Below are 22,130 nucleotides of genomic sequence, written 5' to 3'. Positions count from 1 at the left end.
ACCAAATCCAATCCGTTGGTCGCTCGACAAGTCCACGTCGGACGGGATTGGCATGGATGGCTTTCGTTGCCAACACGAAAATGTCAGAAAGTGGGCGTGCCCCGGTTCGTTGATAGCCACTCGCCGTTTGCGGAATTTGGTTCGGCGTGGCATCGCTCAACCTTTCGCAACGGGACCGTGTCACCAACGCGGATTACACGGCTCACAGAGCCGTGGCACCCTAGTGACGAATCTCATATTTAGCTCGGAACTTTTGCGAGTTCTTGCTCGCGGCGTTCGTTTAAAAACTCTTGGACTTTGGCGATTCCGTCGGCGACGGGGACTTTTGTGGGTCCGTCGTCGGTACGCCATTTGATTTCGACTTCGCCGTTCTTCAGTCCTTTGCCACCGATGACGACTCGCAAAGGAATGCCAATCAGGTCGGCGTCTTTGAACTTGAAGCCGGGGCGTTGATCGCGATCGTCGAAGAGCACGTCTACACCAGCGGCGGTGAGTTCGTCGTAATAGCGGTTGGCGACATCCATCACTTCGGTATCGCTCACGTTCAGCGGAATGACGAGAACCGAATACGGAGCCACCGCGAGCGGCCAAATCAAACCGTTTTCGTCGTGACAGGTCTCCGCCAACCCGGCGATGATGCGGTTCACGCCGATGCCGTAGCAGCCCATGATTATCGGATGGCTTTTCTCTTTTTCGTCGACAAAAGTGGCATCCAACGCTTCACTGTACTTGGTACCAAGTTTGAAGACGTGACCGACTTCGATGCCGCGAACTGTGGCCAACACGCCGTCCTGACCGGATTCCTGGCAACGCGGGCACGGATCACCGGGAGCCGCATTGCGGAGATCGAATGTCGACTCCAGTTTGTAATCCCGACCGATTGTGACGTGCTTGTAATGAGCATCCGCGGCATTCGCACCGGTAATCGCACTGACGACTTGCGGCACATCGTGATCGGCGATGATCCGGCATTTTAGACCGACCGGCCCAGCAAACCCGACCGGTGCCCCGGTGACCTTTTCAATCGTCTGTGGGTCAGCCAATTCGACGCTATCGGCCGCAAGTGCCCGGCGAATCTTGCCTTCGTTCGCGTCATGATCACCCCGCAACAACACGCCGACCGGTTCGTCGTCAGCCATGTAGATCAGCGTTTTCACCAGTTGTTCCGGCGAGACGCCCATCATGTTCGACACCTGTTCGATACTGCTTGCACCAGGGGTATCGACTTTCTCGATCGGCGGGGCGTCGACAGGTTCCACAATGCTCGGAGCCGTTCGCCCGGTGTCCGCTCGCTCCAAGTTGGCGGCGTAGTTGCAGGTGGGACAGCGAACGATTTCGTCTTCGCCATTCTCTGCGGGAATCATGAACTCATGCGACGCATCGCCACCGATCGGTCCGCTTTCCGCTTCGACCGGCAAATATTCCAAGCCACACCGTGCAAAAATTCGGCAATATGCGTTGTAAGTTCGATCGTAGATATCGTTCAGTTGCTCGACATTCGCCGAGAAACTGTACGCATCTTTCATCAAGAATTCGCTCGTCCGCAAGACGCCGAACCGTGGGCGTTCCTCGTTGCGAAACTTCGTTTGAATCTGATAAACCGTGATCGGCAATTGGCGATAACTGCTGATCTGGCGGGACATTAAGTCCGTCACCACTTCCTCGTGTGTCGGTCCGAGTGCTAAATGCACCTTGTGGTCCCGCCGGGGAATCTCGAAGTTGATCAGCACATTGCCGAACGCTGACAGTCGGCCAGTGCGTTCGAACAAATCGATCGGTTGCAATGCCGGCATATGCAATTCGACCGCCCCGGTCCGGTCCATTTCCTCGCGGACGATCGCCTCCGCCTTCCGCAACGCCCGATAACCCAACGGCAAATATGTGTATGCCCCCGCCATCAATTGCCGAATCAGACCGGCACGTAGCATCAGTTGATGTGACGGAACCTCCGCGTCGGCGGGAATTTCCTTCATTGTCGGAATCAAAGTTTGCGACCAACGCACGGCGGAATCCTTCCGAGTTCGGGAATCAAGAGTCGGGACACAGCGGTCTGGTGCCAGGAATCAGCGGTCAGTCTATTCCGGCGGGGCGGATTTTAGCGGAATCTCCCCGGAATGTGGAGCATGCCCGCGGACGCGATCTTCTTCGTGACAATCCCTGAACTTTCGGATAATATGTCTGCATGCATCAAATCGAAATGACTCCAGAGCTGGAAGCCTATGTACAGGCTGCGTTGGCAACCGGACAATACCATTCGCTTGACGATCTGATTGCCGAGGCACTTCACTGGCATCGTGAGCAGTCTGCGCTCAAGGACCAGCTTCGACGCGATCTCCAGGTTGGCTTGGATCAACTCGACGAGGGTCATGCACGAAACATCGCCACTCCCGAAGAGCACTCGCAATTTCGGAGTGAAATCCGACAGCGTATCCAACGCGGTGATAACCAAGTGTCCTGCAAAGAATGAGCGAAGCGTACCGGGTTTCTTCCGTTGCGGAAGACGATCTTGTCGAGATCGGCGCGTATATTGCCCAATACAACCCGGAAGCTGCAGTTCGACAGGTTGATGCAATTCTTGACCGCTTCCCCTTGCTGGGCGCTCAACCCGGGATCGGTTCGAAGCGAGATGATCTCCACGCCGGCTTGCGTTGTCTCGCGGTTGATCGGTACATCATTTTTTACCGAACCGTGGACGAAGCCGAGTTTTCGATCGAGGTCGTCCGTGTACTTCATGGATCACGAGATCTTCCCGGTGTGTTTTCGGAAACCGAGCCGAATTCGTGATTTTTTACGATCCGTTCGCATTTCCCCCGACGAGTGGTTAATCTAGATAACGGTCTCCGATATCGGCGGCCGACCTGCCCGAATGGTCTAGAATAACCTGGATTTGAAATCCTGCCGTCTGCGGATTCCTTTCGCAGGCTTTTCCCTATCCTCGAACGAAAAGGTGCAAGATGATTGTCGCATTCCGTCGACTTGTCCCCGTGTGCTGTGTCGCTCTGTTCGCCGCTGCTCCGCTAACTGCGGTCGCCGAAGAAGGTTACGGCACGATTTCCGGCCAAATTGTGGCTACCGGTGCCATCCCGGCCCCGGAAATTCTCGTCAAGAAAGATGATCCGAAAATCAAAGACCCACAGGTCTGTGCTTCGGAAGAACATGTCGATAACTCGCTGTTGATCGACGAAAAGAGCAAGGGGATCGCGAACGTCGTGATCTACTTGCGTAGCGTGGACGATATCCATCCGAAGTTGGAAGAAGTCGCAGACGGCAACAAGGAAGTTGTGTTCGACCAAAAGAACTGTGTCTTCATGCCGCATATTCTTTCGGTTCGTACCGGGCAGACTGTGGTTGTGAAATCGGACGATCCCGTCCCGCACAACACGCACACGCACCCCTTCAAGAACAAAGAAGAGAACTTCACCATCCGTCCTGGCAACCGGGAAGGTGTGAAAATCGATTACGATCAATCGGAATTCCTGCCCGTGAAGGTCAACTGCGACCTGCATCCGCACATGACGGCCTACTGGGTCGTGCTCGATCACCCCTACTTCGCTGTGACCGATAAAGACGGAAAATTCGAGATCAAGGATCTTCCGGAAGGCGAATACGACTTCATCGTTTGGCACGAACGCGTTGGTTACATTGACCGCAAAGTTCCGGATGTCCAAGACGCGTTGAACGTCGAAGTCTTCTCCGACGAAAGCGAAGACCTGGGCAAGATCGAAGTCCCCGCGTCGATCTTTCAAAAGTAATTGACCATCGAGTACGAAATTCCGATGCGACACCACATTGGCCTGGCTTTGCAATTTCTGGTTCTCGTTTTTCTGCCTCTGCTAATCTTATGGCAGTTGAATTTCGGGTTCCGCCTGGTTTGGATGCCGTCCTTATTATTGGTCGGTATGGTGGTGTTCGCGATCGGAACGAAGTTGCGAGAGTCGTAATGATTTCATTCCGAGACTCGCTCGATGAATTCAAATCTCACCGCTTTCCGATGTGAGGATGGAAGATGGCGAATCGAGGATGGCGTAACAGTCGGTTTTCCCGGAATGCCATCCTCTATCTTCTATCCTCAATCGTCTCATTCAGCACGACAGCTGCCCTCTTCGCACAACCCGCGACTCAGCCACCCTTCCAAGAGCGGATCGTCCTCGACACCGAGTTGACGATCGTCAAGCAAATGGGAGCGGTCGAAGATTTCCTGCGTGACGGACAATGGTCCGACGCAATCGAAAAACTCCGTCAAATTCAGGCCGAGAAACCGGAAAGTCTCGTGCCGGTGCGATTTGGCCGCTATGTCACCGTGGAAACATACGCCGACTTGATGTTGGCGAACTTTCCCCCTGCCGGGTTGGCCGTCTACCGAAACCGGATGGATGCCCAAGCCCAGCGATGGTTCGAAGCCGGTCGCGATCAAGATGACGCCGAGTTACTCTCGAAAGTGATCGACCGTGCCTTCGTCAGTAGTTATGGCGACGATGCGTTGCTTCACCTCGGCGAAATCGCCTGGAATCGCGGGGAACCGGCCGCCGCTCGGGATTATTGGGAGCAGATTCTTCCGTTGCCGGCTCATGTCCCGCAAGTTCCCGTTGGGCAACCGTTACCCGTGCGTCGCTACCCCGACACCGATTTGCCGCAGGCAGAGATCCTGGCACGCTTGATCCTGTGCAGCATCATGGAAGGTCGATTGGAGCAGGCGCGTGCCGAGCTTGCGGTCTTTGAAACCACTCATCCACAAGCGACAGGATATCTCGCTGGACGCGAGGGCAACCTCACGGAGATTCTCACGGAAGTCATCAAAGCGGCGGAGAGTTGGCCAACGATTCACACAGGGTTTGAGTCCCATTCGTTCGCCAAGAATTCGCAACGAAACACAGTGTTCGAGAAACCGGTCGATGTCGGGGCGGAATTGTGGTCGACCCCGGAATGGCCCATGAACGATTTCTCTCTGATTACGCCCCGGCCGGGTGAGTTTCGTTGGCCACGGATGTATTACCCGGTGGTCGCGGGTGACGCCGTGCTCGCGTGTGATTCCGAGCACATTTATGCCTTCGACTTAGAAACCGGCCAAGCGAAATGGCCGCTCGACCCGAACGACCCCGACACGCTCGCGCAGGCCCGCATCTATCCCACCGGCGAAACCATCCCGAACGTCGGTCCGCCGGCGGAAATTGTCGGCATCCCGCGGTTCACTCTCACCGTAGCCGAGAACCGTGTGTACGCCAAAATGGGTTCGCCGATCACCAGTCAGAAATCCAACTCGGTTCAAGATGTCGACAACCGCATCATCTGTCTGGATCTCGCCCGATTGGCTCAGCCCAATGCTCGGGAGCCGCTGGTATGGCTCGTGAATGCTAGCGAAGTCCGCACGCCCGATGACAAGGATGTCGGCGGACGTTGGCTGTTCGAGGGCTCGCCGATTGTCGAAAATGGTCGCGTGTTCGTGACGATGCGTCGCAGCCGACCGCAAACCGAGATTCGAGTCGTTTGCTTCGACGCCGAAACCGCGACACTACTTTGGTCCCGAACGATTGGTGCAGCAATCTTCAACCTCAACGAGCGTCAAAATTACGCCAGTCACAACTTGCTGACTGTCGCCGAGAACACCGTGTTCTGCTCGACGGAAATGGGAGCCATCGCCGCACTGAACGCGGAAGACGGTCGGATGCAGTGGGTGGTGACATATGAGTCGCAAGCCAACGAAAATGCGAGCCGATTCAACGACCCAGAAAAGATCGGTGTGACGCCGTGTGTGTTTCATGACGGTTCGATTTTCGCCGCCCCCAGCGATTCGCATCACGTCATGGCAATCAACGCCGACACGGGTGTGGTGCAGTGGTCGCAACGCATCCGTCCCGAGCAAGACCAGATTCTATTCCTGCTTGGGGTGACCGACGATCGCGTGATTCTCAGTGGCCGACATATTTGGGGTCTCGATCGACAGACGGGACGAATCATCTACCCACGAGTCCCTCGCATCAATGCCCCTCAAACGACCGGTCGTGGCGTGATCGGCGGTCATATCGTCTATCGCCCGACACACGACACCATCGAGCAACTCGACACCCGCACAGGACGACCGGTTGGTCAACCAATTTCCCTGAGACAACGCGGCGGAAACGGCGGGAACTTGACGATTGCGGGTGATACGTTGTTGGTGGCGGAGTCGCTGCGGTTAGTTGCGTATGCGAACGTGGGGCGTATCAAAGACGAAGCCGAAAAAGCATTGGCCGAAAACCCGGAATCGGCCCACGCCTGGTTTCAACTGGCAACGGCCGAGTCACTCGATCAGAACTTTCAAGCCGCTGCAACCGGCTTCCAGAAGGTCATGCAGTTCGCCAAGTCAAGCGATCGCTTCGGTCGACAGGCGTTATTATCCGTCGCACGCGACCGTCGTCGACTCGCGTTGAAACCCCTCATTGCAACCGCCATTCAGGAAAACCGCACCGACGATGCCATCGCACTTCTCGAAGACATCTTGCAACTGACATTCTCTCGAACGGAACGGAGCGAGTATCGAAAACAGTTGGCGGAATTGATCGAATCGACCGATCCCAAACGAGCAATCACGCTTTACCAACAGGTTGTGCTCGATAACCTAGATGGCCCCACGATTATCGACCGCGAACGATGGAAATATGCCCGCGATCGCATCGAACGACTCCTTCAAGAAAACGGCCCCGAGGTCCAGACGTTCTACGAGGATCTCGCTCGTCGCGTGCTGAAATCGGTGATCGATGGGCGACAAGACTCTCGGCTGAACCGATTAGCTGTCGAGCTACCGGCGGCGGGAGTCGTAGCGAAAACCATGATGGAAACGGCACAACAAGCCGCTGAGAAAGGTGACTTCGAAACTGCGTTTTCACTTTGGGCGGAACTTCAGCGTTCGTCCTTTCCCGCTGCAATTCGCCGATCGGCTTTGGAGAAGTCAGCGGAAGCCTACGCGGATCAGAAATTCTGGTTCGCCGCCGCGGATACCTGGCGAAAGTTCGCGAAGGAATTTCCCTCTGCCCGAATCGGACCGAATTCTCGACCCGCGTTGGAAGCTGTACGCAGCCTGCTCTCCGCCCCACCCTATGCAACGGAACTCCAAACCGACCGCTCCCTCGCGTTGCCTTGGCGAAAATCCTGGCATTTGCCGGTGCCAGAAAATTCCACGGTCATCGTGCCCGTGGGTCTTGCCCCCGGTAGTAGTTGGGATTCCATTCTGCTTCAAGGTTCCGAACTCGTTTGCCTCTCGACCGTTGGCAAACCTCGATGGTCCCGAGCATGGTCGCGACCGGTTCGCTGGGCCGGTTACGGGCGACGTCATCTGCTGGTGGCGACCGACTCGGAACTCACCGCCTTCGAATTGAGTACCGGAGACACGGCTTGGACGTTTCGGTTCGGCCCCCAGACGGCCCGCAATCACGAACGTCAATTCCGACTTGTCCCGCCGCAAGTTTTGATGGTTTCCGACGAAGCAATCACCGCCGTCAGTTGGGAGACCGGGGAGTTGGCCTGGCAACACCCCGTTGCAGGAAAGCTGCTCCCCGTTTTCTATGCGGACGAAACATACATCGCTGCTCAACAGATCGATCCGCCTAACCGTTTGATCCTCGAAACCTCGACCGGCGAGACGATTTCGAGTCTCTCTATGTCGACGGAACCGGCTCATTGGCGATCGGCTCCCGTGCGGATTTCTCCTCGTGTGTTCGCAGTGGTCGATATCGACCACGACGTCTCCGCATTCACCATCAACGACGAACGCCCCATATGGCGGTACACGGGTCCGTTGTCACACGCCCGAATGCCACCCCAAATTCAGTTCATTGACGACGCGTTGCTCTTGTTTATCGATGGTGACACCGTCTGTCGACTCGACCCCCACTCCGGTGTCCTCCGCTGGACCGCCCCCCTCGGATTCCCACCATTGACGGATATCAATCGCCAAACCGTCGCTGGTGACGGACGTCTTTGGATCGCCTCTTCTAATTCGCTGCGATGCCTCTCCCTCAGCGACGGCAAGACGCGGTGGCAAACGAATACCGGAACGACCGCCACGTCCGAACTTCGAAAGCTCGGTGACACGCTCGTGTGGTCGACCGCGTCGGCAACCCATCTCGTGCATGGGGAGACCGGTCAGTTTCAACAGTCGCTACCAGACTCGCAAGTTCGATGGTCGATGACTCCGCTAGGGCATGTTGTCTCCGACAATGACGGCGAACTTATCGGCTGGAGTGGCGGATTCGATGCGTCCGAATTGGTCGCCACCGAATCGATCGCCCCCTGACGGAACGATGCATTCCCGGATCGATCGTGACGCACTCCACGATGGCGTTCTCCTATTCCCGCAAGACCGAACGCGGTAGGATGGATGGAAACCAACATAAGTTGTCCATGAAATAGGATCGAGAATGAACGACGAGCAGAACCCGGAACCGGAGACGCCATCCGACCTGGAAGCCGTTCAGAAACTTGGCGCCGCCTACGAACGCATCACGCGAGAGTTGGGCAAAGTGATCATCGGCCAACAGCAAGTTGTCGAAGAGTTACTGATCTCGCTGCTGGCAGGTGGACACTGCTTGCTCGTGGGCGTCCCCGGTCTGGCGAAAACGTTGATGGTCCGCACCGTTGCCGACACACTCAGCCTGAGCTTCAACCGCATCCAGTTTACACCCGACCTGATGCCGGCCGACATCACCGGGACGGAAGTCATCCAAGAAGACAAGGCCGCCGGTGTTCGGGAGTTTCGATTTCTGGAAGGTCCGGTATTCGCGAACGTGCTGTTGGCCGACGAAATCAACCGCACACCGCCCAAAACCCAGGCTGCACTCTTGGAAGCCATGCAGGAACACCAAGTCACAGCCGGGGGAAAACGACATCGTTTGCCCGACCCATTCTTTGTCTTGGCGACCCAAAACCCCATTGAACAAGAAGGCACGTATCCACTGCCCGAGGCTCAACTCGACCGCTTCATGTTCGAAGTCCTCGTGGACTACCCGACCGAAGACGAGGAATTCGAAATCGTTCGTCAGACGACCGCCGACACGAAACCCAATGTCGAGAAAGTTCTGTCCTACGAAGAAGTGACAACCCTGCAAAACGTCGTCCGTCGGGTGCCTGTCGCGGATCACATTATCCGTTATGCCATGCAATTCGCCCGGTTGACCCGTCGTGAGAAAGGCGGCGTACCGGACTTTGTGGAGCAGTTTGTCAGTTGGGGTGCCGGTCCGCGGGCGAGTCAGTATCTCGTTCTGGGTGCGAAAGCACGAGCCATGCTGCGAGGACGCACCTACGTGAACACCGAAGATATTCAGGCGGTCGCGAAACCCGTTTTGCGTCATCGCATTATCACGAATTTCAATGCTGAAGCCGAGGGTATCACGGCTGATACCATCATCGAAAAACTCACGGCGGTCATTCCTACACCGGCCGACTCTCCGGGTGCGAAATCCGTCGGCGAACTCCCCAAAGTTTTTGGTTCGTAGAAGACTCGACAACCACGACACAAAAGTTAACCCAACCCTCGCATTAAGTTCACAGTCACACCGTTTTATAGCAATCTTGATTTCGCAACTGTAACTTCAAGGTCGTCGACTTCTCGCTATAGACGCTTCCGTCTCGCAGAAGTCAGAGAGCCTAGCTTTTACTACGTCCACCGCGGACACAGAAGACCGTCACATGGTCTAGGGTAGTCGAATATGACGGTAAGATTTCTCGCGTTGAGCGTCCTACTAGTTTCCAGCACGACTAGCAATGCTGCCTCCTTACCAGCGGGGTGGGAAAAGCTGTTTTTTGAAACGGCCAACGCGAGTGTCTTAATCGATGTGGCTACGATTCACGCAAGTCCGATTGCAGTGAGTCAAGGTTGGCGTCAAAAGCTGACACAAGGCTATATCGAAAAATCCGTCTGGCTACCACCCGATGCTAGCAAGATGCTAATGGTTGCCCATCTTGACTTGCAGTCGAATCTCAGCCCGGTCTGGGAAGCAACTGCAATCCAACTTCAGCGACAACCCGACTTGCTCAATCTGGCTCGTCAAGTGGGCGGCGAGATCGACACGATCTCAAACCACAACGCCCTACACACTGCCCAAGGGCGTTACATCACAGAACTCGATTCCGACAGCCTACTAGTACTTGCTCCCGGTGATCGGCAAACCGTCGGGCGACTCTTACGAAAGTATGACCACCCCACTTCTAGCGAGTTATCATCTCCGCTTGCGAACACTCTCACCGATAACAATCGCATCTCTCCGTTTGTGCTAACACTCGATCTCGCTGACGCCATCTCACTAGGAGCAGCACAGCAGATCGTCAATGAATCTCAAGTCATCGCGTCGGCATCGGTCAACAAACCGCAAGTAGCCAATCTCTTGTCGTCCATCCAAAGTGTTCAACTTTCACTGACTTTCACCGACACCGTACAAGCCGAACTAGTCATTGCATTCGATCACCCCGTCGACCCAATCCGTTCGATTGCTAAGTCACTCGTCATCGAACGACTCCAAGAGTTCGGCGTTTCAGTCGACACGCTTAACAGATGGCAACTCGAATCGAGTACAGATCACCTGACTCTTAGCGGTGCACTCAGTGATTCCGGACTCCGACGAGTCTTCAGTCTGCTCGAAGTTCCGAAAATTCCGTTGTCGGAATCCAACGAACAAACAAAGCCAGATGACTCAAAAGACGCCACTGTCAAAGCATCGCTTGCCTACTTCAATAACTTACAAACCCTGCTAGACGATTTGCGAAAAGAGCTCAACAAGTCTCAACACTATCACCAAGTTTGGCTCGAGCGTTACGCCAGAAAGATCGACGACTTGCCAATTCTGAACGTCGATAAAAACCTGTTGGATTTTGCAGGCACAGTCAGCAGTTCGCTGCGAAATCAAGCGAACGCACGACGATCGGCGAGTGCGGCATCCGAACGCGTGATTGCAGCAGACGCCTACAACAAAGCCTACTATGGTAGTTATAGCAATCAGGCGACCGCGCCAGCGTATCTCACCCGTCAAGCTTACAGTGCCGAACGATTTCGAAGTTGGCAATCTATTGATGATGGCATCGCAACCATCCGACGCTATCTCACGGAAACCTACGGCGTCGAGTTTTAAACTCCATCGAAGCTCTTAATCCAGACTGCGGTCTTCGGCGTCTGTGCAGGACGCGGCGAAACCTTCGTTTCCCGATTTCCACCCACGACGGTCAAAAGCCAATTGGACTCGGTGGAACACGTCGAAGATATGTTAAGGCAATCTTCGCGCCCGAGACGAGCCTACCTTTCTACATCACAACTGCTAAACTAGTACAATAATATTTGCGTCCACACTCCAATTGTACTGAGATTGCAGATGCGACAGCTCTGGTTTGTTGTGCTATTTGTTGCTTTGATCCAATTCGGTCCTTTGCAATCCGCCTTTGCACACGATTCGCCTCACCACGATCATTTCCAAGCCGCTACGCACGAGGACGCCGCGACTCCGCACGCGTTGATTCTTTTGGGCGGGTATTGCAGCTTGATTGTGTTGTCTTCCGTGTTGGGGGGAATGTTACCCAAGTGGATGCGTTTGACTCATGTGCGGATGCAAACGCTGATGAGTGCCGTCGGCGGATTGATGCTCGGCATCGCAATTTTTCACTTGTGGCCCCATTCGATCGAATTGACCGGTTCAGCAGATCGGACATCCGTTTGGCTTGCGACGGGGTTGTTGTCGATGTTCTTTCTGATCCGTATGTTTCATTTTCATCATCACGGAGCCGTCGAAGAACCAGCATGTAACCACGATCATAGCGAACATCCGGAAGACACTCAGCAGACGGGACACCAGCATGCTCATTCGCATGGTGGGCATTCGCATCAATTTAGTTGGCTAGGTGTGGCGTTTGGTTTGTCGCTCCATACACTCATCGACGGACTAGCTCTCGGCGCAAGTGTGCAAGCCGAGGCGGCTCATGGAGAGGGTTTGAACTTCGGTTTCGCGTCGCTATTCGGCGTTGGGACGTTTCTTGCAATTGTATTGCACAAGCCCCTCGATGCGGTCTCGATCAGCGTTTTGATGGAGTCCGGCGGTTGGTCGGCTCGAGCACGAACCATCGTCAACATCGCATTTGCGTTGATGTGCCCCTTGGGGGCATTGCTATTTTTAGCAGGTGTGCAACAGTTCGAAGCCGACCAGAATTTCGTGATCGGCTGTGCGTTAGCGTTCTCAGCGGGCGTGTTCCTGTGCATTTCGCTGGGGGATTTGCTACCTGAACTCGAACTGCATTCGCATCACCGTGTGCGACTATCGCTCGCTCTGCTATTCGGAGTTGCTCTGGCATGGGGCATCGAACAAACGCATTCCCACGACCACACCGGTGAATCCCCTTCCGCTCATTCGGGTCATCATCATTGACGAGTCACGAAAGCCATTCGTGGTTGCATGTCGCTGTCTAAGCGCTGCTACATTCCAAGCAATGGCCTTTGAGGAGAATCTCGGTGACCCGACCAATGCGATTGGCGCGTTTTTGAGTGCTCTTATCAAAAACGACATCCGAGAAGCACGTCACACGCCCGCAATCCACGCACACAAAGTGCGGATGTTTGCCGTCATCGGGATCATTGGGATCGCGAACTTCAAACCGCCAGACATGGTCGCCTAACTCTGTGCGGATGACGAGACCGGCATCGGTCAAATCTGACAGATTGCGAAACACAGTCGCTTTATCGAATCCTAAAGGAACCAGTTCTTCAGCCAGTTCGGCGTGCGTGATCGGCGAATCGGCCTGACGAAGCCGTTGTAATACAGCAAGTCGGGCAGATGTGCACCGCAAACCGGCCTCGCGGATAATTTCGCGAAGTAAAGCCACTTCTTCCTTCACGGCATCCAGTTCCGATTCTTTCATAGGTCGTACACAAGAATTGAACGTGTGGGATCGGGTGATTTGAATTGGCCCGAATCATACGCCAAAAATTCACACAAATCAATTGCAAATCACTTGCAGATAGAAAATCAACTAGACGACACAGTCGCGGCAGCGACCACGAATCGTAATTTGCTCGATTTGACAATCGGAGGGCACGATCGTTTCGGATAGTGACGTTGACATCCGCATGACTTGCCCGCAACCGATGCATAAAAAATACGGCTGCATGGCGACGTCTGAGTCTTTACGCAACTCGAATCTCAGCAAGCGATCTCCCAGCTCTCGTTGGACCACAAGACCCGACTCGGTGAAACTTTCCAAGGTGCGGTACACCGTTGACTGATCGAACCCATGTTCCGCGACGGCGTCTTCGACTTCGGCAGCCGTTTGCGGTCCCGCCATGCTGACTAGATGCCGGAGAATGGCTACACGGGCCACCGTCCGTCGCAGTTTGTGGCTTCGCAACAACTCCGTTAGCTCGCCAATGTCGTTAATCACTGGCTAACTCTTCTCGATAGGCAAACTTCATCCGACGATAGGCATCGCCGACAGCGGTTGTCGCGTCCCAAACTTCGTCTTTGGTGCCGTCTTCGAGTTCATGCTCGAGCAGCTCAAGTTTGAAGCGAAGAATCTCGGACTTCAGTCGATGAAACTTTGGCAACCCGCCGTTGCGGATTGTCACCCCGACCTGCAAACGACGTGTCCAATCATCCCAGACGGCAATCCAGTATTCGGCATGGCTATGATTCCCACTCCGTGCGGCAGAAAGGGCTTCTCCCTGGGCAATCTGCATTTGCTCCAAGATTTCATCAGCCGGCGGATAATACGCGAAGCAGCCGACAATGCTCATCGCGACCAAACCTAGCAACGCAACACCTCCAAGAACCGGAGCCGGTACGACAAGGTCGAACTTACCGACCTGCGTTTCCGCTCCCGATTCCAACCATGCTTCTGTCTTGCCGGTCGAATCGATGGTATTGAAGCCGATTCCAACAACCGTCAGTCCGAGCAAGAAGCCTAGTCCGATCAGTTCATGTGCCAGAGCATCGCGACTTAACTTCAACCAGACTTGCTGGGCCGGATCGACCACGTTTTCAGAAAACGGCTGACAATAAATGTCGAACGCATGGGTGTGATCGGCGGCTTCGATTTCGGTGGGATACAACGGTTTCTCGACTGTGTAAGCCAGTCCGAGCACGATGGTCACGAGTGCTGTCAGCCATACGGTGCTACGTGTGAAGCCATAGTTTCGCACCATCCAAACCAGCAACCCTAGATTCAGCCCCGTACCTAATGCCAGTAGCACGAACGCCGCCCCGACCGAGTTGCCATGCTGGAACATCATGCCAAGTTGCGACATTGCCAGCATCGGCGTGGCATATACGGGAATGGCAACGCCGGTCATGATCAGCGGAGCGTATGGGTTATCCCCGTTGACGGCATGTTGCATGGAACCGGGAGGCAATGCGAAGCTCAGCAGAACTGTCCCGATCAAACCGATCAGAATATAGACCGCTGACGGCCCCGCAGCTTCGCGAACGGCGACCAACAGAATCGAGGCTAATCGTTTCAAGCCGTACGACGTCGGTGCGGGTGCCGGTTCGGGAGCAGTCGTCTGGGGAAACATTCGGTCCCATGCCATTCCGATCAATGTGACAACCAGTAATGAACAGCTAGCGAATGCAAATATCACGAGCGGTTCTGAAAGTGTCAGACCATAGAGCAACGAAAGCGGATTGAATAACGGAGCCGACAACGCGAACGCCAAAATCGTCCCGCCCGACAAACCGACGCGTCGCATTTCCCGAATGATCGGTATGACGCCCAACGAGCACACGGGTAGCAACATCCCAACCGCCCATGCTTGGGGCAGTGCTCGCCAGGAATCGCCACCGAACAAGCGACGGGTATTCTCGTAGCCCAACAGTCGACGCAAAACCCCGGCAACAAACAGACCCACGACAATCGTCGGAGCCGCTTGCAACAACGCTTGACCAAACCGCAGCAAACCACCCCACAGCAAGTTTTCCATTATTCGTCGTCGCCTTTCTCGGTGCCTTTAAGGGGAGTCAACTTCTCTGCAGTTGTTCGGAGTTTGTGAGTCAGGTCGTCGTCGACAACTCCCGACTGTTGCGGCAACTGATGAAACAAAGCCGCCAATTCGACAGTGATGACATCAACTTGTTCCCAGTTCTTCCGTCGCATATCGCTATTCGCGGCGATCTCCGGCAGCCAATCGATGATTTCCCCTAACTCAGATAGCTCTTGTGCCCGCGATCCTTTGGTAGACGTGAGTTGTTGGATTCGTGACTGAATAGAGTTCACCGCTGCGGAGAAATTCGCGGGTTTGTGCTCCGGGACGAAGTGTTCGAGATGCTCCTCGTCGGAGTGGTCAGCCGCCTGACTGGTGGTTGTTTCCGTGCCACATCCACTCGCAGCGATCGACAACAATCCGCAAATCGCAACCTGAAAGATGCCGACCTTCATCGCAGATTCCTCAAAATGGTTGATTGGGTTTGTATCGTCGTCAGTTTCGTTCAACCGTGTTGCGATCTTCTATGTTCGTAGCGGCAGCAGAAATGCGCTCGTTTACTGATCTTTGTGAGACGCGAGCCACTTTGAACAGAATCAACTGCTCTAATTCGGCACCGGAACCTCTCGGAGGATTTGCTCAATGACGGTTTCCGCGTCCCGCCCGTTAACAGCCAACCGCACGCCAAGCACATTGAGAGCGGTATCTTGAATGTCGTCGGGAGTGACAAAATCGCGTCTTCGCAGCCAAGCGAATGCTTGGGCAGTTCGCAACCAGATGAGCAATCCGCGGGGACTCAGTCCCAACTGCACCTCGGCGTGATTTCGTGTGGCGTTCCCCAATCGGACCATATATTCCCGCACCGACTCCGCAACCCGCACACTGGCAACCGTACGCTGGAGTCGCGAAAGTTCATCGGTATCGAATACATGTTGAATCACGTTGGATTCCAGATCAGGTTCCAGTGCATCGTTGAGCATCTGAAGTTCGTCAGCTTCTGCGGGATAACCGATCGATAGCTTCATGGCGAAGCGGTCGAGCTGGGCTTCCGGCAGCGGATAAGTCCCGTGGTGTTCGTGGGGGTTCTGGGTCGCGATGACAAAAAAATCATCGGCCAATTGATACCGTTCGCCATCAACCGTCACCTGTCGTTCCGCCATCGCTTCGAGCAGAGCACTTTGCGTTCGCGGTGTGGCTCGGTTGATTTCATCGGCCAGCAGAACATCCGCAAAAACCGGACCTTGGCGAAACTCGAATTCCCGAGTTTTCTGATTGAAGATGTTGAAACCAGTAATGTCGCTGGGCAAGAGATCGGGCGTGCATTGGACCCGTGCGAAACGTCCCCCGATGGCGTCGGCAAGTGCCTTTGCCAACGTCGTCTTTCCGAGTCCTGGCCGATCTTCGATCAGCAGGTGTCCGCGGGCCAACAAACATACCAAGACCTGCTCGACCACCTCCGCCTTGCCCCGCAACACGGCATTCAGCGATTGTCGTAGCCGACCCACCTGCCGAGCGTCGTCGACAGTCTCGGAAGAGCATTCAGTCACAACGGTTTCCATGGGGTAACACTCAATCATCTCTAGAACGATGTCGGAACAGAATGACGACCAAAGAGGCTTTGCAGCCGAGCAAATCGTGAGTGGGATTTCCGGTCGAATTGCACCGGGCGACAGGATTGCGGCGACCATTCCGCGAGCATGGTCTGACATATTCGATGGACGCCTGCCCCGGACAACTCGGTCTCTGCACTAAACTTGGCGACATCTAAATAGTGGAGGAATTTCGTAGTTGACTCAGACTGTAAATCCAGGCCGACACGATGACAGTCGATACATTCCAACCATCGCGTGGCGGTCAGTCCGACAGGGCGAGTATGGCCGTAGCGTCGCCAACGACGTTCCATCAAGTTCCACGTTGCGATTAACTCTGCCTGCGGCGTGCGGAAAGGACGCAAACGCCACCAAGCCAGTTCACAACCATCGGTTAAGCGACGACGGAAACGCCATAAAACGCAACCGGTCACAATCATTGCCAATACGAACCAACGATGATCCGCAAGCCACACCCCGACACCAACGACGGTCGTTTCGACGACTTCCCATAATCCCGGCGGTGGACCAAGCAGTTCGTAACCCGGTGTCGGTTCTAGAGGAACCCACACGCCGTCGGAGTGATAAACTTCCACCCAAAAATGGGCATCCTCGGCATGCACGGGCGTGTGTCGCGAGCGGGAATCGTATTTGTCGGGCCGAACATAAAACCCACTCACGACCCGTGCCGGATATCCGAGCGAACGAATCATCAAGGCGGCAGCCGTCGCAAACTGATAGTCTGGCCCTCGACGAGTCTTGAGGAAATGCGACACGGGACTGATCACATCCGCGGGAGGTTTTGCATCGTGATCGTGTTCGAAGTCCGTTCGCAATCGCTCGATGATGCGTAGAATTCGTGGCCAACCGTAACCCGATCCTTCCGTCCAACGCTTCGCCAACCGCCCGATCTGTTGAACATGAAAACTTTCCGGAAGTTGACGATGCCGAATCATGCCGGTCGCGGGTGCGGACGCATCTTCTAAGCCAGCAAGATCAAAAGCCCGTGAGAGTACGTGAATCACCGTCATCGACGGTAATTTCCGGCGGTGCATTTTCAGTACGCCGTCTGCCGCCCAGTCGAACATATCGACCCGGTCCACCGAGTTGATGTGCACACCGAGCAACTCCGGCGGCGAGGGAATGCGATTCGTCTCCAACTGGGCAATTTTGAGCGCATGTGTCTCCGGTGTCGCAAGTAACAGTTCCGACTCTCGGTTTCGGGTCGTCTTTGTGGGGATTAAATCGAGCCACGGTTGATCGTCGATGGTTCGCATTGTGAGTGGCGTTGTCGGACCTGGCGTGGAATCGGGATACCAAGTTATGCCGTCGAATGTCGCATACACTTCGAGTCGAAGATGAAGCGGTGTACGTCCCGCGACGAAGAACAACGCATCCGTGTCACGATTCTCAACACGCGAACGCCGTTTGGCGGTCGACTTCCGCAACGTCGAGAATTCCCGCCCGGCTTGTTTCGAGTCTGCGAGGTGTCGATGGATGTCTTGCAGCACCTGCGGTGGCAACGCGATGGCACGATCTTGATCGCGTGGTTTCGTCGGCTCGTCATACACTTCGTTGTAAACGTCGAACAAACTCGGTTTCTCGGAATCCATGAACGGTGCATCATCGATCGGGGCGAAACTTTGCACGTCTTTCGTTCCCGCAACGAGCATGTCTCCGTTGCCGACACCACTGCGTGCGTATGGCGAGAACTCCCCTGTCCCGCCGGAACTCGACAGGACGCCTGGCAACGCCTCGGTCGCTGTTCGCCCGGACAATGGCACCAACAACACCGTCGCCACCATGAGAACCGGTAACACCACGAACCAACGCAGCGGCCGATTCGATCGAGTTTCATCGGCCATGCGACCAGCGAGCGAGTTCCAATAGCGGCTCATCAGCCACCAACTTCCGATCAACGTAAACGCGAACAGCACGAAATAGAGGAAGGGATCATCGCCCGCCATCACTGCGAACAACATCAGAAATAAACTAGCCGCCCCGCCCAACCGTTCCACTCGCGACCAGACAGAAAATGCCGCCAGAACCAACGCCACGTTCCGAAACCCGCAAATCAACAACACTTCCAACGGGTGACCAAGCGACCAAACCTGACGTCGCACAAGTTCGATCACAACCACCCACAACACACTGCCCAGAACGATTGGTCCAATCGCCAACGGCAATTCAGAACTTCGACTCCGCCAACGTGCGGCAAAATGACGTCCAAGAACAATCAACCCGCAATACACGAGCATCATCGCGGCGATCACTATCCGCGAAGTTGCTCCGTCACCGATCACAACCTCCGCAGCCAGCGTCGCCAGCAGCACCATGACCACCACCGCCCAACCCGGCCGAGGCTCGTGATTGTTTCGCTGTTTTTCTGATCGGGATTCAAACATGACAGACCGCCCTCCATCCCCGTCGAAACTGCTCCGGCACCGGTTGGTTGACGTCCACACGAATGGTGTTCGGCAAAGTCCGTTCGCTCGTCTCACCGGACTCAACCAACACACACCACCGATCGGTGTGGTCGAAACGACTGATCCGATCAATACATCCACGGTCCGTCGTCACCACGATTTGCAACCCGGAGTTCTTCGGTGTTGGCGACCGACCGCCATCCCGCAATACGGCATGCGGCAACTGAGCAAACGCATCGAAAAGCTGCTCGTGCCCCTGTCGACCGGGGCGAATGGAAACTCGTTCGGAATTCAAAGTGACGGCGACGGCCGAGTTCTCGATGTGCCACGCTCGGGCCAAACTTGCCGCGATTCTCACGGCCCAAGCTGATGCCTGGTCTTTCGCGGGGCCGAATGGAAGGTTCGCAAGATCGACCACAATCTCAACAGCCGAAATCACCGCCGCCTGACGCTCGCAGACGATCAATCGATCGTGACGCGCAGTCTGAGCCCAATGAACTCGACGAAGTGAGTCCCCTTCGCGAAACGCACGAGTTCCCGTCAGGTCACCAAACTCGCCGACCAAACAATCCGAGAACTGATCTTCGGCCATGCTGACCGTACCGGCATCTAACAATGCCTCAAGCGGAATCACACGCGGCCAAACCAAAAGGGAATTCTGCGTCGCGACCGCTGCGACCGAACGGTACAAACCAAACGGAAACCCGCAACCAATCCGTGGCGGTTCTGCTGGATAGACTCCAAAGTCCTGCGGGTGAATGACCCAACGAAAATCGCTACTTGACCACCCCGGCACTTTGCTCAAAGCCAACAAGTTGACATCACACTCTTCGGGCGAGGCGATCTCGCCAAAAGCGGTTTCGAATCGCTCTTGAAGCGCCAATCCCCAAGCCGGCCACGGCCAGCAATTGCGAATTGAAATCGTGGCGGTAACTGCGTCACCTTCGGTCACCCGAGGCGTTTCGAAGCGAATCGAACAGTCGAGTCCTCGAATCGTCAACCAAGGCCACACCAAACCCACAGCCAGCACCAGCGACACCGCAGCGACCACCACCCAAGCCAACGGTTTCAGGAGAACCGCAAACAACACAGCCGCAATCCCGACTGCCGCCAAACATGCAACCGGATGTTTCACCCAATACACCCAGCGGTTTGCCCCTGGGCAGAAATCATGCGTGAGCAGTCGTCCAAACTGGGTCAATAGTCCCATCGCGTCTTTCCACCGCTTCGCCTGAAAGGAACACGCTTGCCAAAACACACAAGACTCTTTTGCAATACAATTGCACTAGACCTGATTATGCGATGACATTTGTCTTGTGTCAATTCTCCGCATCCCAAGATTTGCCGGATTCTCGCAGACTTGGAGATTCCCAATACCTGACGTCGCGAGACTTGGAATCCTGAGTTCTTGACAGTCACACCGTTGCTGGTCGACAATCAATTTCCAGTCGGTTCGCCTATTCTTTCCTGTGAAATTCTTTCGCTGTAGGTCAGTCATGCTGCTCACAACAGACGCTCCCGCCGCCAGTTCGGAAACACGCTCGTTTCTCGATCAAGAACATCAACTGCTCATTGATGGACAATGGATTCCTGCCGCCTCGGGAAAGACGTTTGAAGTCAAGAACCCGGCTGATGGCAGCACATTGACGTCAGTCGCGGAAGGAGACCGGGCCGACATCGATCAAGCCGTTGTCGCTGCGCGGAAGGCTTTCGAAAGTGGCCCCTGGCCTGCGATGACCGCCTCGGAACGTGGCAAGCTGATCTGGAAACTCGCTGACTTGATGGAACAACATGCCGAGGAATTTGCCGAGCTGGAAGCTCTCGACAATGGCAAACCAAAATCCGTGGCTGCAGTCGCGGATGTCCCGCTGGCAATCGACCTGTTTCGTTACATGGCCGGCTGGACGACAAAAATCGAAGGGAGCACAATTCCGATTTCAGTCCCCTACCTTGCGGGAGCCGAGTTCCATTCCTACACGCTTCGGGAACCGGTCGGTGTGGTCGGGCAGATCATCCCATGGAACTTTCCGCTGTTGATGGCAGCTTGGAAACTCGGTCCCGCGTTGGCAACTGGTTGCACGATCGTGCTGAAGGTCGCCGAGGAAACCCCCATGAGTGCCCTGCGTCTGGGCCGACTGATTCAGGAAGCGGGTTTCCCACCTGGCGTTGTTAACATCGTCACAGGTTTCGGAGAGACCGCAGGGGCCGCATTGGCGGCTCATCCCGATGTCGACAAGATCGCCTTCACCGGTTCCACGGAAGTCGGCAAACTGATCGTGAAAGCCGCGGGGGAAACCAACCTCAAGAAAGTCACACTAGAATTGGGCGGCAAAAGCCCGAATATCATCCTTCCCGACGCCGACCTGCCCGCCGCAATCGCGGGAGCAGCCAACGCGATTTTCTTTAATCACGGGCAGTGTTGTTGTGCGGGGTCACGACTGTTCGTGCACCACAAGCAGTTTGATGAAGTCGTCGAAGGCGTTGCCACCCAGGCGAAAGAAATCAAACTCGGGCCGGGCATGCACCCCGAGACCGGAATGGGGCCGATGGTCTCGCAGATTCAGCAGGATCGGGTCTGTAGTTATCTGGAGTCCGGGTTCCGCGAGGGAGCCCAGGCTGTTGTCGGTGGAAAACGAGAAGAATGTTCGGGCTACTTTGTCGAGCCGACGGTCTTAGTCGACACGAAACCGAACATGCAGGTGATTCAGGAAGAGATTTTCGGCCCCGTCGTCGCAGCCGTCCCCTATGAGGACCCCGAAGAACTCATCGCCGCCGCCAACGACAGCATCTATGGACTTGCCGCCGCTGTCTGGACCAAGGATATCAGCAAAGGCCATCGCATTGCCCGCCAACTGCGAGCGGGTACCGTCTGGGTCAACTGCTATAACGTCTTCGACGCCTCACTCCCATTCGGCGGCTACAAGCAATCCGGCTGGGGAAGAGAAATGGGCCATGAAGCGATCAATCTCTACACCCAAACAAAAGCGGTAACTGTTCAACTCCATTAACCCCCCGGAACCGAACAACAACACGCCTCGAAACCGCCAAAGCTAAACAAAGAACGCTGTAAACCGCTCGGTTTACAGCGTTTCAAAAATGCCCCCACAAAGACTTGAACCTTTAACCTACTGATTAAGAGTATGCTGCTTGATAGGTTTTGAGCAGAAAAAAACACGGGTTTTTGCAGTTGCCCTG

The 22,130-nt window shown here is 55.2% G+C and carries 17 protein-coding genes; 9 read left to right on the top strand and 8 right to left on the bottom strand.

Going from position 1 to position 22,130, the window contains the following annotated elements:
• Window positions 1-239 precede the first annotated feature (239 nt).
• Complete coding sequence (locus AC5DDB_RS13935; protein ID WP_491740336.1) at window positions 240-2,003, bottom strand: proline--tRNA ligase; 1,764 nt, start codon at window positions 2,001-2,003, stop codon at window positions 240-242.
• A 179-nt stretch (window positions 2,004-2,182) separates the two neighbouring features.
• Here AC5DDB_RS13935 and AC5DDB_RS13930 point away from each other — a divergent pair, with 179 nt between their 5' ends.
• From AC5DDB_RS13930 to AC5DDB_RS13895, 8 genes are all read left to right on the top strand, one after another.
• Window positions 2,183-2,467 carry a ribbon-helix-helix domain-containing protein gene (locus tag AC5DDB_RS13930; RefSeq protein ID WP_491740335.1) on the top strand — a complete coding sequence of 95 codons (285 nt, stop codon included), beginning with the start codon at window positions 2,183-2,185 and terminating at the stop codon, window positions 2,465-2,467.
• Window positions 2,464-2,784 carry a type II toxin-antitoxin system RelE/ParE family toxin gene (locus tag AC5DDB_RS13925; protein WP_491740334.1) on the top strand — a complete coding sequence of 107 codons (321 nt, stop codon included), beginning with the start codon at window positions 2,464-2,466 and terminating at the stop codon, window positions 2,782-2,784. Before AC5DDB_RS13930 ends, AC5DDB_RS13925 begins: the two co-directional genes overlap by 4 nt.
• A 170-nt stretch (window positions 2,785-2,954) precedes the next feature.
• On the top strand, window positions 2,955-3,752 hold the full coding sequence (locus tag AC5DDB_RS13920) for a hypothetical protein (protein WP_491740333.1): 798 nt from the start codon (window positions 2,955-2,957) through the stop codon (window positions 3,750-3,752).
• A gap of 24 nt (window positions 3,753-3,776) precedes the next feature.
• Window positions 3,777-3,941: a hypothetical protein gene (locus AC5DDB_RS13915; RefSeq protein ID WP_491740332.1), complete on the top strand. Its 165-nt coding sequence runs from the start codon at window positions 3,777-3,779 to the stop codon at window positions 3,939-3,941.
• Between the two features lie 65 nt (window positions 3,942-4,006).
• Window positions 4,007-8,269, top strand: a complete 4,263-nt coding sequence (locus AC5DDB_RS13910; protein ID WP_491740331.1) for an outer membrane protein assembly factor BamB family protein — start codon at window positions 4,007-4,009, stop codon at window positions 8,267-8,269.
• 124 nt (window positions 8,270-8,393) lie between these two features.
• Window positions 8,394-9,467 (top strand): AAA family ATPase, encoded by a 1,074-nt coding sequence (locus AC5DDB_RS13905; RefSeq protein ID WP_491740330.1) that lies wholly within the window; start codon window positions 8,394-8,396, stop codon window positions 9,465-9,467.
• A gap of 213 nt (window positions 9,468-9,680) precedes the next feature.
• The gene (locus AC5DDB_RS13900) at window positions 9,681-11,096 is read left to right on the top strand and encodes a hypothetical protein (protein WP_491740329.1); all 1,416 of its coding nucleotides are present in this window, start codon (window positions 9,681-9,683) and stop codon (window positions 11,094-11,096) included.
• 237 nt (window positions 11,097-11,333) lie between these two features.
• The gene (locus tag AC5DDB_RS13895; protein WP_491740328.1) at window positions 11,334-12,377 is read left to right on the top strand and encodes a ZIP family metal transporter; all 1,044 of its coding nucleotides are present in this window, start codon (window positions 11,334-11,336) and stop codon (window positions 12,375-12,377) included.
• Between the two features lie 37 nt (window positions 12,378-12,414).
• Here the strand turns inward: AC5DDB_RS13895 and AC5DDB_RS13890 are convergent, their stop codons facing one another.
• The 7 genes from AC5DDB_RS13890 to AC5DDB_RS13860 form a co-directional block, all read right to left on the bottom strand.
• On the bottom strand, window positions 12,415-12,867 hold the full coding sequence (locus AC5DDB_RS13890; protein WP_491740327.1) for a Fur family transcriptional regulator: 453 nt from the start codon (window positions 12,865-12,867) through the stop codon (window positions 12,415-12,417).
• Window positions 12,868-12,978: 111 nt separating this feature from the next.
• The gene (locus tag AC5DDB_RS13885; protein ID WP_491740326.1) at window positions 12,979-13,386 is read right to left on the bottom strand and encodes a Fur family transcriptional regulator; all 408 of its coding nucleotides are present in this window, start codon (window positions 13,384-13,386) and stop codon (window positions 12,979-12,981) included.
• Complete coding sequence (locus tag AC5DDB_RS13880; RefSeq protein WP_491740325.1) at window positions 13,379-14,920, bottom strand: permease; 1,542 nt, start codon at window positions 14,918-14,920, stop codon at window positions 13,379-13,381. The genes AC5DDB_RS13885 and AC5DDB_RS13880 overlap by 8 nt, the downstream gene beginning before the upstream one ends.
• A complete protein-coding gene (locus tag AC5DDB_RS13875; RefSeq protein WP_491740324.1) occupies window positions 14,920-15,375 on the bottom strand; it encodes a hypothetical protein in 456 nt (151 codons plus the stop codon). The genes AC5DDB_RS13880 and AC5DDB_RS13875 overlap by 1 nt, the downstream gene beginning before the upstream one ends.
• 150 nt (window positions 15,376-15,525) lie before the next feature.
• The gene (locus AC5DDB_RS13870; RefSeq protein ID WP_491740323.1) at window positions 15,526-16,479 is read right to left on the bottom strand and encodes an AAA family ATPase; all 954 of its coding nucleotides are present in this window, start codon (window positions 16,477-16,479) and stop codon (window positions 15,526-15,528) included.
• Between the two features lie 20 nt (window positions 16,480-16,499).
• A complete protein-coding gene (locus AC5DDB_RS13865) occupies window positions 16,500-18,914 on the bottom strand; it encodes a transglutaminase TgpA family protein (RefSeq protein ID WP_491740322.1) in 2,415 nt (804 codons plus the stop codon).
• Window positions 18,907-20,145, bottom strand: a complete 1,239-nt coding sequence (locus tag AC5DDB_RS13860; protein ID WP_491740321.1) for a DUF58 domain-containing protein — start codon at window positions 20,143-20,145, stop codon at window positions 18,907-18,909. Before AC5DDB_RS13860 ends, AC5DDB_RS13865 begins: the two co-directional genes overlap by 8 nt.
• Before the next feature lie 286 nt (window positions 20,146-20,431).
• Between AC5DDB_RS13860 and AC5DDB_RS13855 the strand changes: the two genes are divergently transcribed.
• Complete coding sequence (locus AC5DDB_RS13855) at window positions 20,432-21,943, top strand: aldehyde dehydrogenase family protein (RefSeq protein ID WP_491740320.1); 1,512 nt, start codon at window positions 20,432-20,434, stop codon at window positions 21,941-21,943.
• The last annotated feature ends 187 nt before the right edge of the window (window positions 21,944-22,130 follow it).

The organism is Thalassoroseus sp. (assembly GCF_984380535.1).
The sequence above is the reverse complement of the archived record's forward strand: the minus strand, read 5'-3'. Positions and strand labels throughout refer to the sequence as shown.